The organism is Actinomadura sp. NPDC049382 (genome assembly GCF_040677125.1).
Classification (GTDB): domain Bacteria; phylum Actinomycetota; class Actinomycetes; order Streptosporangiales; family Streptosporangiaceae; genus Spirillospora; species Spirillospora geliboluensis.
This window is the reverse complement of the sequence record NZ_JBFARO010000171.1, coordinates 1-15,200: the sequence shown is the minus strand read 5'-3', so window position 1 is coordinate 15,200 and position 15,200 is coordinate 1. Positions and strand designations below refer to the sequence as shown.

15 protein-coding genes and 1 pseudogene are annotated in these 15,200 nt (G+C 75.4%); 9 read left to right on the top strand and 7 right to left on the bottom strand.

The genetic code is table 11. The features are described 5' to 3' along the window. From AB0K34_RS42940 to AB0K34_RS42920, 5 genes and pseudogenes are all read right to left on the bottom strand, one after another. Nucleotides 1–215 (bottom strand): annotated as a pseudogene (locus AB0K34_RS42940) (hypothetical protein); the annotation flags it as partial. Further along, nucleotides 212–811, bottom strand: a complete 600-nt coding sequence (locus AB0K34_RS42935; RefSeq protein WP_138640665.1) for a Trp biosynthesis-associated membrane protein — start codon at nt 809–811, stop codon at nt 212–214. The pseudogene AB0K34_RS42940 and the gene AB0K34_RS42935, both read right to left, overlap by 4 nt. Next, nucleotides 808–1,194: a phosphoribosyl-AMP cyclohydrolase gene (gene hisI / locus AB0K34_RS42930; RefSeq protein ID WP_138640664.1), complete on the bottom strand. Its 387-nt coding sequence runs from the start codon at nt 1,192–1,194 to the stop codon at nt 808–810. Before hisI ends, AB0K34_RS42935 begins: the two co-directional genes overlap by 4 nt. Before the next feature lie 129 nt (nt 1,195–1,323). Beyond that, nucleotides 1,324–1,530, bottom strand: coding sequence for a cold-shock protein (locus AB0K34_RS42925; protein ID WP_018657218.1), 207 nt, complete (start codon nt 1,528–1,530; stop codon nt 1,324–1,326). 247 nt (nt 1,531–1,777) lie between these two features. Then, complete coding sequence (locus AB0K34_RS42920) at nt 1,778–2,473, bottom strand: TIGR03085 family metal-binding protein (RefSeq protein WP_301178133.1); 696 nt, start codon at nt 2,471–2,473, stop codon at nt 1,778–1,780. A 183-nt stretch (nt 2,474–2,656) separates the two neighbouring features. On the opposite strand from AB0K34_RS42920, the gene AB0K34_RS42915 reads away from it, so the two are divergent. The 4 genes from AB0K34_RS42915 to AB0K34_RS42900 all read left to right on the top strand — a co-directional run bounded on the left by AB0K34_RS42915 (nt 2,657) and on the right by AB0K34_RS42900 (nt 8,176). Continuing rightward, complete coding sequence (locus AB0K34_RS42915) at nt 2,657–4,474, top strand: ABC transporter ATP-binding protein (protein ID WP_364554364.1); 1,818 nt, start codon at nt 2,657–2,659, stop codon at nt 4,472–4,474. Next, on the top strand, nt 4,471–6,252 hold the full coding sequence (locus tag AB0K34_RS42910) for an ABC transporter ATP-binding protein (protein ID WP_301178131.1): 1,782 nt from the start codon (nt 4,471–4,473) through the stop codon (nt 6,250–6,252). Before AB0K34_RS42915 ends, AB0K34_RS42910 begins: the two co-directional genes overlap by 4 nt. Nucleotides 6,253–6,315: 63 nt before the next feature. Continuing rightward, nucleotides 6,316–7,572, top strand: a complete 1,257-nt coding sequence (locus AB0K34_RS42905) for a hypothetical protein (protein WP_240808438.1) — start codon at nt 6,316–6,318, stop codon at nt 7,570–7,572. A 115-nt stretch (nt 7,573–7,687) separates the two neighbouring features. Beyond that, nucleotides 7,688–8,176 (top strand): hypothetical protein, encoded by a 489-nt coding sequence (locus tag AB0K34_RS42900; RefSeq protein ID WP_301178087.1) that lies wholly within the window; start codon nt 7,688–7,690, stop codon nt 8,174–8,176. Nucleotides 8,177–8,206: 30 nt separating this feature from the next. Here AB0K34_RS42900 and AB0K34_RS42895 read toward each other — a convergent pair whose 3' ends face one another. Continuing rightward, nucleotides 8,207–8,845, bottom strand: a complete 639-nt coding sequence (locus tag AB0K34_RS42895) for a hypothetical protein (RefSeq protein WP_364554363.1) — start codon at nt 8,843–8,845, stop codon at nt 8,207–8,209. A 124-nt stretch (nt 8,846–8,969) separates the two neighbouring features. Between AB0K34_RS42895 and AB0K34_RS42890 the strand changes: the two genes are divergently transcribed. Together AB0K34_RS42890 and AB0K34_RS42885 are read left to right on the top strand one after the other, a co-directional pair. Next, the gene (locus AB0K34_RS42890) at nt 8,970–9,305 is read left to right on the top strand and encodes a hypothetical protein (protein WP_301178089.1); all 336 of its coding nucleotides are present in this window, start codon (nt 8,970–8,972) and stop codon (nt 9,303–9,305) included. Between the two features lie 19 nt (nt 9,306–9,324). Beyond that, a complete protein-coding gene (locus AB0K34_RS42885; RefSeq protein WP_364554362.1) occupies nt 9,325–10,503 on the top strand; it encodes a winged helix DNA-binding domain-containing protein in 1,179 nt (392 codons plus the stop codon). A gap of 22 nt (nt 10,504–10,525) precedes the next feature. Here AB0K34_RS42885 and AB0K34_RS42880 read toward each other — a convergent pair whose 3' ends face one another. Next, on the bottom strand, nt 10,526–11,113 hold the full coding sequence (locus AB0K34_RS42880; RefSeq protein WP_364554361.1) for a hypothetical protein: 588 nt from the start codon (nt 11,111–11,113) through the stop codon (nt 10,526–10,528). A gap of 145 nt (nt 11,114–11,258) precedes the next feature. Here AB0K34_RS42880 and AB0K34_RS42875 point away from each other — a divergent pair, with 145 nt between their 5' ends. From AB0K34_RS42875 to AB0K34_RS42865, 3 genes are all read left to right on the top strand, one after another. Next, a complete protein-coding gene (locus AB0K34_RS42875) occupies nt 11,259–12,392 on the top strand; it encodes an acyl-CoA dehydrogenase family protein (protein WP_301178092.1) in 1,134 nt (377 codons plus the stop codon). Beyond that, nucleotides 12,392–13,333 (top strand): acyl-CoA dehydrogenase, encoded by a 942-nt coding sequence (locus tag AB0K34_RS42870; RefSeq protein ID WP_364554360.1) that lies wholly within the window; start codon nt 12,392–12,394, stop codon nt 13,331–13,333. The genes AB0K34_RS42875 and AB0K34_RS42870 overlap by 1 nt, the downstream gene beginning before the upstream one ends. Nucleotides 13,334–13,395: 62 nt before the next feature. Next, the gene (locus tag AB0K34_RS42865) at nt 13,396–15,096 is read left to right on the top strand and encodes a CocE/NonD family hydrolase (protein WP_364554359.1); all 1,701 of its coding nucleotides are present in this window, start codon (nt 13,396–13,398) and stop codon (nt 15,094–15,096) included. Nucleotides 15,097–15,200: the final 104 nt, after the last annotated feature.

The window sequence follows — 15,200 nt, the reverse complement described above, 5'->3', positions numbered from 1 at the left end:
GAAGTGGTGCTTGTTGGGCAGTGACAGCCTGATCTCGCAGAGGCCGTCCTGGCCGTCCAGGACGCTCCGCCCCATCTGGAAGAGCGTCTGCTGGACCCCGGGTCGGGCTCGATCTCGACGGCGAAGCCCTCCCGGGCGAGGTAGCGGCGCTGCAGTTCGGCGACGGCGGGGTCGTGCTCGACGACGAGCACGAGCCCGCCCCCGTCGGCGGTCACGGCCGGCCGTTCCGGCGGGCGGTCGGGTCCTCGCCGCGGTCGAGGGAGCGCCACATCGCGGTGGGGTCGTCCGCCGAGGCGGCGCCCTTCGCGGCGGGGCCGGGCGTCCCGGCGCGCTCGTAGCGGGACGACATGGCGGGCCAGCGGGCGCCGCGCACGGCCGTGACCAGGCCGGCGACGGCGAGCAGCACGCCCCCGGTGACCGAGGCCATCCACCAGAGGTTCACGTCCAGGACGGGGTCGGCGCCGAGGTTCAGCAGGGCGCTCTTGTCGCCGGCGGCGGACAGCACGTTCGACCGCTGGACGGCGGCGGCCGAGGCGTAGGCGATCCCCGCCCCGAACAGGGCGATGAGGACGCCGACGCCCGCGCGCACACGGCCGCGCGTGGCGAACAGGGCGGCGAGGCCGGCGAGACCGGCCCAGCCCAGCGCGCCCGCCGCGCCGCCGAGGTCGCCGCCGGTGAGCGTCTGGGTGAAGGGGGTGATGGCGTGCTCGGCCTTGACGGTGGCCCAGGTTCGCCCGGCGGCGAGCAGGGCGAGACCCGCGCCGGCGGCGCACAGCAGCGCCGTCAGTCCGCGTTCACGCCCGGGCGTCATGACGCCCCGTCAGGGCGCTCCCCGACCACGGCGGGAAGGACGTCGGCGTCCCAGCAGGTGCGGTCGCCGGTGTGGCAGGCGGCGCCGACCTGGTCGACCTTCACCAGGACGGCGTCGGCGTCGCAGTCGAGCGCGACGGACTTGACCCACTGCTGGTGCCCGGAGGTCTCGCCCTTCACCCAGTACTCCTGCCGGCTGCGCGACCAGTAGGTGCAGCGGCCGGTGGTGAGGGTGCGGTGCAGGGCCTCGTCGTCCATCCAGCCGAGCATGAGCACCTCGCCGGTGTCGTACTGCTGGGCGATGGCGGGCACGAGGCCGTTCGGGTCGCGCTTCAGCCGCGCGGCGATCTTCGGGTCCAGGTCGCTGGACGCTCGTGGGGACATGACCGAGAGTTTATTGCAGCGCTACCGGCCGCCGACCTCGGCCGCCGGTCCCCCTCGGCTCCCCGCGCGCACACGAAAGGGCCCGCTCCCCTGGCGGAGGGAACGGGCCCCGACGTACGACTACGGGTGTTACAGGGGGACGACCTGGTCGGCCTGCGGACCCCGGTTACCCTGCGTCACCTCGAACTGGACGCGCTGGTTCTCGTCCAGCGTGCGGTATCCGGAGGACTGGATGGCCGAGTAGTGCACGAAGACGTCCGGCCCGCCGCCGTCGACGGCGATGAACCCGAAGCCCTTCTCGGCGTTGAACCACTTCACGGTGCCCTGCTGGGGCATGTCTTTCTCCTTGCGGCAAAACCTGGGCCCACACCTCGCGGGCCCGTGCGGTCGCTGCGGAACGCTCTCGCCCCCGGTACGGTCCCGGAAAAGCCAAAACGCCCGCTGCCATCAGTCCGCGGGCGTCTTCACGATCGAGAACCACGACTGCAACCGACCGCCCCACAGTATCACCGGTTCCGCGTAAAGCGGAGGAGCCGCATGGCACGCGATTCTCCTCTCGGCGAACCCTGCCGTTACCTGCCCGTTAAAGACTCCAACCGGTCTCGGTCAGGCTCTTGACAGCGTCCGTGGCCCCGGTGAGGCGGACGTCCGCGACGTCTCTGCGGCCCAGCGCCCAGAGGACGAGTTCGCCCACGGGGCCGTGCACGCGGACGGCGCCGCGGGCGTCGCGGCCCCGTCCGGGCACGCGCAGGCGGCGGCCGTCGGGTTGCACCAGCGTTACCTCGACCTGAACTTTTCTTAGGACAAAGCGGGCAATTTTTATCCGTCGCCAGAGCACTTCCTCGAGTTCCGGCGAGATCTCCCGGGGCTCCCAGTCGGGACGCGCGCGCAGGACGTCCTCATGGTGCACAAAGAACTCGACACCGTTCGCGTTTTTGTCGACTCCGGGAAGCGCGTACGGGGAGAACTTCGCCGGTCCGTCCCGAAAGCGTTCCACCAGCCGGTCGAACGGGACGGCGCGCGCGGTGCGGCGCCGGACGCGCTCGGTGTAGAAGGCCAGCGGCGGCAGCAGTATTCCGGGGGCGGCGTCCGGCCGGTCCTCACGGACGACCAGATGGGCGGCCAGGTCGCGGGCCGTCCAGCCCGCGCACTTGGTGGCGGCGTCGGGCCCGGCCTCGGCCAGCGCGTCGGCCAGCAGCAGGCGCTCGCGCCGGACGGGCCCGGCCGGGCCGGGACCGGCGGGGCCGCCGCCGGCCGGGCGGCCCTCGGATGCGCTCATCCCTTGATCGTAGGCGGTGCGGGGCCGGCCGGGAATAAGCACCGCGGCCGGATGGTAGGCATGTGCAGGCCCGAAGATCCCCGCGCCCCGGCCGCCGGGGCATGTCCCGGGCGCCGCCGTGATCGAGGAGTCGCCGTGCCACCTGCGTCCAGACGCGTCAGCCCACACGTGCTCAGGGAGGGCATGGGCGTGCTGTGGGTCGCGGTCAAGGCCGAGCCCCGCGTCTTCACGGCGTCGGTGGTCGCCAGCGCCCTCTACGCGGCGATGACGGTGGCGACGGCGCGGGTGCTGGGCTGGGCGACCGAGCACGTCGTGCTGCCGGCGTTCGCGTCGGGGCGCACGACCGCCGGGGCGCTGGCCGGCGCCGCCGCGCTGATCATGGCGGTGGCGCTGCTGAAGGCGCTCGGCGTCGCCGGCCGCCGCTTCTACGCCGGCCTCATGCAGTACCGGATGCAGGCGTCCTACCGCCGCGCGGTGACGCGGCAGTACCTGCGGCTGCCGCTGGCCTGGCACCACCGGCACCCGACCGGGCAGCTGCTGTCGAACGCCAACGCCGACGTCGAGGCGGTGTGGGCGCCGATCGCGCCGCTGCCGATGGCGGTGGGCGTGGTGTTCATGCTGCTGATCGCCGCGGTGTCGATCCTGGTGACGGACGTGGTGGTGGCGGCGGTCGGCTTCCTGGTCTTCCCCGCCGTCGCGCTGATCAACGTGCTGTACCAGCGGCGGCTGTCGCCGGTCGCGACCCGCGCGCAGCAGCTGCGCGCGGAGGTCAGCGAGGTGGCGCACGAGAGCTTCGAGGGCGGCCTGGTCGTCAAGACCCTCGGCCGGGAGGCGGCCGAGACCGCGCGGTTCCGGGAGCGGGCGGAGGAGCTGCGCGACGCCAACATCGCGGTGGGCCGGATCCGCGGCCTGTTCGACCCGGTGCTGGAGGCGCTGCCGAACCTCGGCGTCCTCGCCGTGCTGCTGATCGGGTCCATGCGGCTCCAGGCCGACGCGATGTCGCCGGGCGACCTGGTGAACGCCGCCTACCTGTTCACGCTGCTGTCGTGGCCGATCCGGGCGCTCGGCTGGGTGCTCGGGGAGGTGCCGCGCAGCGTCGTCGGCTGGGAGCGGGTCCGCCACGTGCTGGACGCGACCGGCTCCCTTCCGTTCGGGGAGGACGCGCTGGACGGCGACGGCGGCAAGGCGACCGACCTTGAGGTCCGCGAGGTCCGCTTCGCCTACGAGGCGGACGGCGACGGCGACGGCTCAGGGCGGCACATCCTGCACGACGTGTCGTTCGCCGCGTCCCCGGGCCGGACGATCGCGGTGGTCGGCCCGACGGGCTCCGGCAAGTCGACGCTGACCTCGCTGCTGGTGCGGCTGGTCGACCCGGCCGACGGCTCGGTCCTGCTGGACGGCGTCGACCTGCGCGACGTGCGGCGCGGCGGGGTCGCGGCGACGGCGGCGCTCGTCCCGCAGCAGACGTTCCTGTTCGACGACACCGTGCGCGGCAACGTGACGCTCGGCCTCGACGTCCCCGACGAGCGGGTCTGGGAGGCGCTGCGCCTCGCGCAGGCCGAGGGGTTCGTCGCGGCCCTCGCCGACGGGCTCGACACGAAGGTGGGCGAGCGCGGGGCGACGCTGTCCGGCGGGCAGCGGCAGCGGCTCGCGCTGGCGCGCGCGCTGGTGCGGCGGCCCCGGCTGCTCGTCCTGGACGACGCGACCTCCAGCGTCGACCCGCAGGTGGAGGCCCGCATCCTGCAGAGCCTGCGGGAGGCGCAGTCGGGCGAGGCGGGCGGCGCGACCGTCGTGGTCGTCGCCTACCGCAAGGCGACGATCGCGCTGGCCGACGAGGTCGTCTACATGGAGCACGGGCGCGTCGTCGCGCGCGGCGCCCACGCCGAGTTGCTGGAGAGCTCGGCGGGTTACGCCGACCTCGTGAACGCCTACGAGCGGGCCGAGGCCGAGCAGGAAGCCGAGCAGGAGGCCGTCGAGGGCGGCGAGGAGGCACTGGCATGACGGTCCTTGACGGCTCGGCGGCCACCGAGGGCGCGATCAGCACGCTCAAGCGGGGGCTGCGGCTGAGCCCGGAGTTCCGCGCGGGCCTCGCGGGCACGCTGCTGCTCGCGCTGGTGTCGACGGCGGGGCGGGTGGTCGTGCCCATCGCCGTCCAGCAGACGATCGACAAGGGCATCGGGCGGCCGGACGGCCCCGACATCGCCTTCATCCGGACGGCGGTGCTGCTGTGCGCGGCGGCCGTGCTGGTGACGGCGGTGTGCGCGTATCTGATGAACGTGCGGCTCTACAAGACCTCCGAGGGCGGCCTGGCGGGGCTGCGGGTGAAGGCGTTCCGGCACGTCCACGACCTGTCGATGCTCACCCAGAGCGGGGAGCGGCGGGGCGCGCTCGTGTCGCGGGTGACGAGCGACGTCGACCAGATCAGCCAGTTCATGCAGTCCGGCGGGCTGATGTTCATCGTCTCGATCGGGCAGCTGCTCGTGGCGAGCGTGCTGATGCTGGTCTACTCCTGGCAGCTGGCGCTGCTGGTGTGGGTCGCTTTCCTGCCGCTGGCGTTCGCGCTGCGCCGCTTCCAGCGGATCCTGTCGGGGGCCTACTTCCGGGTCCGGGAGCGGATGGGCGACCTGCTGGCCGCGGTCGGCGAGTCGGTCGTGGGCGCCCCGGTGATCCGCGCGTACGCGGCGGAGGAGCGCACCGGCCGACGGGTGGACGAGACCGTGGAGTCCTACCGGTCGGCGCAGACCCGCGCGCAGGCGATGGTCGCGCTGACCTTCCCGGTCAGCGAGCTGGTCGCCGCCCTGGCGACCGCCGCGGTCGTCATCGCCGGGACGCTGCTCGGCATCGCCGGCGAGGTGTCGGCCGGCAAGCTGATCGCGTTCCTGTTCCTGGTGACGCTGTTCGTCAGCCCGATGCAGACGGCCACCGAGGTGCTGAACGAGGCGCAGAACGCGATCGCGGGCTGGCGGCGGGTCCTCGGCGTGCTGGACACCGCCCCGGACGTCGCCGACCCGGGCGACGCGGGCGAGACGCTGCCGCGCGGCCCGATCGAGGTGCGGTTCGAGTCGGTCGGGTTCGCCTACCCGGGCGGCCCGCCCGTGCTGCTCGGCGTGGACGCCGAGATCGCGCCGCGCAGCCGGATCGCGATCGTCGGGCAGACGGGCTCCGGCAAGACGACGTTCGCCAAGCTCCTCACCCGGCTCATGGACCCGGTCTCGGGCCGGATCCTGGTGGACGGCGTGCCGCTGGACCGGGTCCGGTTCTCGTCGCTGCGCGAGCGGATCGTCATGGTGCCGCAGGACGGGTTCCTGTTCGACGCCTCCCTCGGCGACAACATCCGGTACGGGCGCCCGGACGCCTCTGACGAGGAGCTCGTCCTCGCGCTCACCGAACTCGGCCTCGCCGACTGGCTGGACGGCCTGCCGCGGGGCCTGGACACCCCGGTCGGGCAGCGCGGCGAGTCGCTGTCGGCCGGCGAGCGGCAGCTCGTCGCGCTGGCCCGCGCCTACATCGCCGACCCGGACCTGCTCGTGCTGGACGAGGCGACCTCGGCGGTCGACCCGGCGACGGAGGTCCGCATCCAGCGGGCCCTGGACGGCGTCACCCGCGGCCGGACGGCGATCGCCATCGCGCACCGGCTGTCCACCGCCGAGGCGGCCGACGAGGTGATCGTCTTCGAGGCCGGGCGGATCGTCCAGCGCGGCCCGCACGCCGAGCTGGTGGCGCGTCCGGGCGTCTACGCCGACCTGCACGCCTCCTGGATCGCGCAGCGGTCGCTATGAGGACGGGACAGACCTGGGGTAAAGCACTTGCCCGTTATCTGGTCCAGTGCGCATTCTGACGGGGTGAGCAACGAGGTCGTGTTGGAATCGGCGAGCACGCTGCACGGTCAGCTGCAGCGGGGGCTCGGAAGGGCCGCGCGGCGCGCGGCGGACAGGCCAGGCGCGGGCGAGTACGTGTACGCCTGCGTCCGGCTGGATCCGCGCTGGGACCGCCAGTGCGAATCGCGGCGGCTGTACTACGCCCGGTTGATGGTGGATCTGGAGTTGCCGACGGGGCCGGTGGCGGAGCACCTGTTCGACCCGTCCGACCACACCGACCCCGACGAGTGGCGGGTGGACCTCGCGCTCGGCGTCCTCGCGGACCTGGTGCGGCTGAGCCGGCGCGAGGCGGCGGCGCCGCTGCGCCGGTACGCCGAGGAGGGCGCGCAGTGGTTCGACGCGGTGGTGGAGCTGATCGACCTCGAGGACCCGGCGCTGACGATCGGTTTGGACGAGCTGGTGGCGGCGCGCTGCGACGACGCCGACCTGGAGCTGCTGATACCCGCCGGGCGCAACCCGGTGATCGAGGCGTGGGCGGCGCGGCAGCCGCGGGTGGCCGCGGCGCTGGAGCGGCAGCGGGCGGCGGGCCGCGCGGCGCGCCGCGCGATGGCCGCGGCGCCCGGCCGGGACGCGCAGAGCGACGCCGAGCTGCTGGACCTCGCCCGGCGGCGCGGCGAGGGCGCCATCGCGGCGATCTTCGAGCTGGGGCGGCGGCGGACGCCGGCGCTGCTCGACCTCGCCGAGGAGCTGCTGCCGCAGCGGCCGAGCCGGTACGGCGGCGCGGTGTGCCGGGCGCTGCGCGAGTACGGCCCGGAGACGCTGCCGCGGGCGCGGGCGTGGGCCGCCGAGCGCGGCGGCTGCGCCGACATGGGGCTGCGCATCCTCGCCAGATACGGCACCCGGCAGGACATCCCGCTGCTCATGGAGGAGCTGCGGGGGGCCGTCGCCCGGCGGGAGTGGGGCGGCGCCGCGGGCCCCATCGAGGGGCTGGGGCGGCTGCGCGCCGGCGAGGCCGTCCCACTGCTGAAGACCGCTTGGACCGAGTCGACCTACGCCTATCTGAGACCCCGCATCCTGACCGCGTTGACGAGAACCGCCCCGCACACGGCCGAGTCCTACACCGTCGAGGGGCTGTGGGACTGCGAGGACGGCGTCCGCGCCGAGGCCGCCCGGTCCGCGCCGCTCACCCGCGAGACGGGGCTGCGGCTGCGGCGGCTGCACCAGGACGGCGCCGAGGACCCCGGCGTCCGCGCCGCGGCGGGCGCCCGCCTGATGACCTGAGGCCCTGAGGGCCGGCCCGCCGCCGGGGGCCGCTCCGGGCGGCCGGTGAACCCCGCCGGGGCGGTGCGCGTATTGCTCCCTCGAATCGCGCATCTCACCCCGGAGAGGAATGGCGATGGGTCCCCGACACCACCCCCGCCCGATCACACCGCGCCCGAACGCGTCTCTCGCGCGCGCACCGCGGACACGAGCGGCGCTGCTGTGCGCCGCCGCGCTGGCGCTGCCGCTCGCGGCGGGCTGCTCGGCGAAGTCCGGCGCCTCGTCCGGTGAGAAGGCCGCGAAGCCCGCCAGCCTGGCGGAGCTCGCGAAGCAGACGGACTGCCAGGTGACCGGTCAGCGCAAGGTCAAGGACCTGGAGCAGGGGAACTGCAAGACCTCGCTGGGACGCTACGTGCTGGTCAGCTTCACCACCGACGCGGGCATGCACTCCTGGCTGGAGGAGGCCAAGCCGTGGGGCGGCTGGTACCTGGTCGGGGCGCGCTGGGTGGCGGTCAGCCAGAAGCCGACGCTGGAGTCGCTCCGCAAGGACCTCGGCGGCAAGATCGTCCAGGGCGACCACCACGGCTCCGGGCAGGAGGGCGGGCACGAGGGCGGGCACGGCTGAGCCACCCCTCGGCCTCCTCCTGCCGGCCGCTCACGCCCCGGCGGGGCCGTCCTCGCCGCGGACCAGCAGGACGCTCCAGCGCTCCAGCGCGGGCCCGGTGCGGGCCAGGACGCGCCGTGCGGCCAGCCCGCGGCCGATCGTGCCCGGATGCCACAGCGGGTGCCGGGGGCCGTCCACGACGACGCGGAGCGCGGCGACCGGCAGCCCGCCGGCCCGCTCGGCGACGAGGGCCGACTCCATGTCGACGGCGCGCGCGCCCTGCGCGGCCAGGACGGCCCGCTCCCGCCCCCGGACGACGTGGTCGGTGGTGACCAGCGGCCCGACCTGCGCGCTCAGCCCGTCGCGGATCAGCTCCTCCGCGAGCAGCCGGGGCGCGCTGCACGGCGCCGCCGTGCCGCCGGGCCCGCGGATCTCGTCGGCGACGAGGACGTCGCCCGGCCGCAGCCGCTCGTCGAGCGCGCCGCCGAAGCCGACGGTGACGAGGGCGGCGCAGGCGCCCGGCAGCCGGGCCGCGCGCCGGGCCCGGTAGCCGACGACCACGACCGGCGTCCGGGTGAGCCCGCGCCGCACCGCGCGCGCCTCGATCCGCAGCGCGGCGCACACGACCGGGCCGACGAGCGGGACCTCCGCGGCCCCGGCGGCCGCGAGCGGGTCACTGTCCGTGCTCACGCGTCCAGCGAAGCACGGGGCGGCCGGGGGATCCAGTCGCGTCACCGTGCGGTACCACATTCGTCCTGCGCGGATCCGCCTCCGGGAGGGCGGCGGCCGCCGGGATCGCGCCTAGACTCGCCGCATGACCTCCTTTCCCCTCCGGCGGAAGCTGGCCGTACTCCCGTTCGCGCTCCTGCCGCTCGGCGCCCTCGCCGCGTGCGGCGGGGAGAACAGCGACACCTCCTGTGGCGTCGACTCCTGCACGGTGACCTTCGACCGCGGAGTGGAGGCCAGCGCGTCCATCCTCGGTGTGAAGGCCGAACTGGTGAGGGTGGAGGGCGAGATGGTCACCCTGAAGGTCGCCGGCCAGACGGTGACCGTGCCGGTCGGCGACGGGGAGCAGGCCGAGGGCTTCAACGTCTCGGTCCAGTCGGTCACCCAGGACAAGGTCGTGGTGAAGATCTCCAACAGCGGCTGAGCCCCGCTATGCTTCGCACATGCGTTCGATGACGACGGCCGAGCGGCGGGCCCGGCTCGCGCTCCGCCACCGGCTCGCCCCCGAGGCCCGCACCGACGACGTGCTCGCCATCGCCCGGTCCATGGTGGTCCTGCACGCCACCGACCCGGCCACGGTGTTCCTGTCGGTCGCGGCCCGCAGCGCCGGAGCCGGTCCGGACGCGGTCGAGCGGGCCCTGTACGACGACCGCACGCTGCTGCGGATGCTCGCCATGCGCCGGACGATGTTCGTCGCGCCGACCGAGCTGGTGCCGGTGCTGCAGGCGTCCACCGCGAACGCGCTGGCCGTCAAGCAGCGCGCCACCTACACCCGGATCATCGAGCGCGGCAGCGACATCGCGGACGTCCCGTCCTTCTTCGCCGAGGCCGCGGAGGCCGCGCACAAGGCGCTGCTGGCGCGCGGCGAGGCCACCGGCGCCCAGCTCGGCGCCGACGTCCCGGCGCTGCGCACGCAGGTCGACCCGGCGCCCGGCAAGTCCTACTCCCGGCCGACGGGCGTCACCACCTGGATCCTCGTCACGCTCGGCTGCGAGGGCCGCATCGTGCGCGGGCGGCCGAACGGCTCGTGGATCAGCAGCCAGTACCGCTGGGCGCCCGTCGAGGAATGGCTGCCCGGCGGCATCGCGGAGGTCCCCGCCGCCGAGGCCCGCACGGAGCTCGTCCGCCGCTGGCTGCGCGCGTTCGGCCCGGCCCCGGCCGCCGACCTGAAGTGGTGGACGGGCTGGAACGCCGGCGACGTGAAGAAGGCCCTCGCGCCACTGGACGTCACCGAGGTCGCGCTCGACGACGGCGGCACCGGCCTCGTCCTGTCCGACGACCTGGAGCCCGCGGCGCGGCCGGAGCCGTGGGCGGCGCTGCTGCCCGCGCTCGACGCGACGCCGATGGGCTGGCGGGAGCGCGGCTGGTTCCTCGGCGGCCACGGCCCCGCGCTGTTCGACCGCAACGGCAACATCGGCCCGTCCGTCTGGTGGGACGGCCGCATCGTCGGCGGCTGGGCGCAGCGCGCGGACGGCGAGATCGCGGTCCGCGTCCTGGAGGACGTCGGCGCCGACGCGGAGGCGGCGATCGAGCGGGAGGCCGCCCGCCTGGCGGACTGGTACGGCGAGGTGCGCGCCGTCCCCCGCTTCCGCACCCCGCTGGAGCGCGAGCTCACGTCCTGACCCGGCGGGCCGGGCCCCGGGGTCACCGGCGGGCGGCGCTCCGCCGGAAGGCGATCACCACGAAGCTGAGGACGGCGAGCCCGCCCGCCCCGAGGGCCGCGAACAGGGCGAGCCCCAGGTAGGCGTTCGCGGTGTCGTCCGGCGTCACCAGGACCGGGCCGTCGGTGCCCCGGCAGGTGAGCAGCGCGCCCCCGGTCACCGGCGCCTCGAAGGTGGCCGTGTACCGGTATCCGGCCCGGTCGGAGGCGCTCCAGGAGTTCTTCCGGGTGAGCCTGATAGGCCCGGACCGCCCGCCCGACCGCACGGAGCACGCGTAGGGCGTGGAGCCGCCCGTGCGGACGTAGACGAAGTAGCCGTGCCCCTCGGAGAGCTGGACCGCCACTCCCGTGGCCGGGTCGCCGGCCGACGCCGGCCCCTCCGCGACCTTGGAGTCGTCCCACAGGAACGCCACCGGGGTGAAGAAGCCCACCACGGCGGCGAGGACCAGGCCGATGGGCAGCGCGTACCAGCCGGTGCCGGGCCCGGCGCGCCGCTGCGGGGTCCATGAGGGGGCCGCCTGGCCCGGCCCCGCGGGCGGCGGTCCCATCGGCAGGTTCGACCCCGGCCACATGTCGTGTACTCCCCCTGGATACGGGCTGTGAGAACGCCACCATTCCAGACAACGCCCATCCGGTCGAGAACGATCCCCGGTAAGGACCCGCTGACATGCGTCCGCGAGCGCGTCGGTAACGTCGCCCTGAGACCGAGGAGGCGCAGTGGCCAGACCGTCCGACCTGGATCCCGGAACGTTCCCGCCGCGGGCCGCCGAACTGCGCGCGCAGGTGCGGGAGTTCCTCGCGGGGACGCCGTTCACGGCCCGCTGCGACAGCTGGCTCACCGGCGCCGACCCCGCGTTCAGCCGGCGCCTCGGCGAGCGCGGCTGGCTCGGCATGACGCTGCCGGAGCGGTACGGCGGGCACGGCCGCTCCCCGCTGGAGCGGTTCGTGGTCATCGAGGAGCTGCTCGCCGCCGGGGCGCCCGTCGGCGCGCACTGGATCGCCGACCGGCAGACCGGGCCGAGCATCCTCGCCCACGGCACCGAGGAGCAGAAGGACCGGTTCCTCCCGGCGATCGCGCGCGGCGAGTGCTTCTTCGCGATCGGGATGAGCGAGCCCGACTCCGGGTCGGACCTCGCGTCCGTCCGGACCCGCGCCGAGCGGGACGGGGACGGGTGGCGGCTGCACGGCACCAAGGTGTGGACGAGCGGCGCCCACCTCGCGCACGCGATCCTCGTCCTGGCCCGCAGCGCGCCGAGGGGCGACGACCGGCACGCGGGGCTGACGCAGTTCATCGTCCCGCTGCCGGACGAGCGGGTGGCGGTCCGCCCGATCCGGGGGCTGTCCGGCGAGCACCACTTCAACGAGGTCGTGCTCGACGGGGTGCGCGTCCCCGACTCGATGGTGCTCGGCCGCGTCGGGGACGGCTGGCGCCAGGTCACCGCGGAGCTGGCCTACGAGCGCAGCGGCCCGGAGCGGCTGCTCAGCACGTTCCTGCTCGTCCGGCTGCTGCACGGCCGCGCGGACGGGCCGGCGGCGCGCCGCACCCTCGGCCGGCTGACGGCGCGGCTGTGGGCGCTGCGGCAGGCGTCCCTGGGCGTCGCGGGCGCGCTGGACGCCGGGCTGACCCCGGACGTCCCCGCCGCGCTGGTGAAGGACCTCGGGACCCGGTTCGAGCGCGAGGTGATCGAGGCCGTGCGGGAGCACGCGGGCGTGGAGCCCGACCCCGCCTCCCCCGACCCGCTGGCCCGCGCGCTCGCGGAGTCGGTCGTCCAGGCGCCCGGGTTCACGCTGCGGGGCGGCACCAACGAGATCCTGCGCGGCATCGTCGCGCGCGGCCTGGGAGTGCGCTGATGGAGCTGCTGGAGGAGACCGCGAACGAGATCCTGGCCGGGGACCGGCCGTGGCCGGCGCTGGCGGAGTCCGGGCTGGCGCTGGTCGGGGTGCCGGAGGAGGCGGGCGGCAGCGGCGGGGGCCTCGCCGACGCCGCCGCCGTGCTCCGCGCGGCCGGGTACCACGCCGCCGCGGTCCCGCTCGCCGAGACGGGCTGGCTCGCCGGGCGGCTGCTGGCCGAGGCGGGCCTGGCGGTCCCCGCCGGGGTCCTGACGGCGGCGTCCGGCGCGGTGGCGGACGGCGTGACGCTGAGCGGGACGCTGCGGCGGGTCCCCTGGGCGCGCGACGCGGACCGCCTCGTCGTCCTGGCCGGCGGGGTCGTCGCGGTCGTCGACCCGGCCCTCACTGAGATCACCGAGGGCGTGAACGTCGCGGGCGAGCCCCGCGACGACGTCGTCCTGTCCGGCGTGCGGGCCGAGGCCGTGGCGCCGTGCCCGGTGGACGCGGCGGAGCTGCGGCGGCGCGGGGCGCTGGCGCGGGCGGTGCAGCTGACCGGGGCGATGGCGCGGGCGCTCGACCTGTCGGTCCGGTACGCGGGCGAGCGCGAGCAGTTCGGGCGGCCGGTCGGGCGGTTCCAGGCCGTCCAGCAGATGCTCGCCGAACTCGCCGGGGAGGCCACGGTCGCCGACGTCGCGGTGCGCGCCGCCGTCCGGACCCCGGACGACCCGGTCGCGGTGGCCGCCGCCAAGGCCAACGCCTCGCGCGCGGCGGGCGCGGTCGCGGCGATCGCGCACCAGGTCCACGGCGCGCTCGGCGTCACCGAGGAGCACGTGCTGCACAAGGTCACGCTGCGGCTGGGGGCGTGGCGGGACGAGTACGGCAACGAGACCGCCTGGGCCGACGACCTGGGCGCCGCGGCCGCCGCCGCGCCCGACCCCTGGGCGTTCATCACGGGCCCCTGACGGTTGCGGCCGCCGTCCGCGGTTACCTTACCTGGGAGTAGCCGACCGCGGACGGAGGCAGCATGGCGCCCTGGGACCGACTGCCCTCCCCTTCCCTGCGGCTGCCGCATCCGCGCGGGCTGCTGCCTTACACCGTCGAGCGCGACCTTCCGGTGACCATGCCGGACGGCGTGACGCTGCTCGCCGACCGCTACATCCCCACGGGCGTGGAGCGTCCGCCCACGATCCTGGTGCGGACGCCCTACGGCCGGCGCGGGCCCGCCGCCCTCGCCAACGGTCTGCCGTTCGTCCCGTTCGGCTTCCAGCTGGTCGTGCAGAGCGCGCGCGGGACGTCCGGGTCCGGCGGCGAGTTCGACCCGCTCGGCAGCGAGCGCGACGACGGCCTGGTCACGGTCGAGTGGATGAAGCGGCAGCCCTGGTTCCACGGCTCGTTCGCCACCTACGGCGCGAGCTACCTCGGCTACTCGGCCTGGTCGATCGCCGCCGAGGCGGGCCCGGCGCTGAAGGCGATGTCGCTGCAGATCACGGCGTCGTCGTTCCGGGACGCCGCCTACGTCGGCGGGTCGTTCGCGCTGGAGTCCACGCTCACCTGGACCGACCTCACCCACCGGCAGCAGCAGCGGCTCGGCATGCTGACCGCGCCGCTGACGGCCCGCCGCCGCGCCCTGCGCGCCGCCCGCTCCGGCCGCCCCCTCGCCGAGCTGGACGTCCTGGCGGGCGGTCAGCCCATGCGCTTCTACCAGGACCTCCTCGCCAACCACGGCGCCCCCGGCCGCTACTGGGACCGCCGCGACTTCAGCGGCACCGTCGGCCAGGTCGCCGCGCCCGTCACCCTGCTCGGCGGCTGGTACGACGTGTTCCTGCCCTGGCAGATCAAGGACTACCTCGCCCTGCGCGCCGCCGGGAACACCCCGTACCTGACCATCGGGCCCTGGTGGCACACCGACGCCCGGCACGGCCTGCCCGGCATCCGCGAGTCGCTCGCCTGGTTCCGCGCCCACCTGCAGGGCGACCCGTCCGGGCTGCGCGTCGACCCCGTCCGGCTCTACATCACCGGCGCCCGCGAGTGGCGGCACTACGGCGACTGGCCGCCGCCGGGCACCCGGCAGGCCCGCTGGCACCTGCACGCCGGCCCGCCGAACGGGCACGGCCTCGGCGAGGACGGCCCCCAGGACCACCCGCCGAGCACCTACACCTTCGACCCGGCCGACCCCACGCCCGCGCTCGGCGGGCCCACCCTGCTCGGCAGCTCCCGCCCGGTCGACAACCGGCCGCTGGAGCGGCGCCCGGACGTCCTGGTGTTCACCTCCGCCGCCCTCACCGCCGACCTCGACGTGATCGGCCCGGTCGGCGCCGACCTGTTCGTCCGCTCCGACCGCGAGCACACCGACTTCGTCGTCCGGCTCTGCGACGTCGCGCCGGACGGGACGTCCCGCAACGTCTGCGAGGGCGGCCTGCGGCTCCCCGCGATCGCCGAGAAGCCCGTCGGGACGGGCGGCGTCCGCCGCATCGCCGTCGACCTGTGGCCCACCGGGCACCGCTTCCCGCGCGGCCACCGCGTCCGCGTGCACGTCACGAGCGGCGCCCACCCCAAGGTCGCCGCCAACCCGGGCACCGGCGAACCCCTGGCGACCACCGCGACCCGCATGGTCAGGGCGCACCAGGAGGTCTTCCACGACCCGGACCACCCGTCCGCGATCATCCTCCCGATCGCCGAACGCTCCCCCGAAGCCGCCGTCCCCGCCCCCTCCGACGACATCTGACCGAACCTCACCCGCCGAGCCGAGCACCCGCACCGCAGCACGGCTCGAACCCCAGCCACCACTCCCGGGTCGGGCGGCCGGAGGGCGCCCAGCGCCCGGAGGCC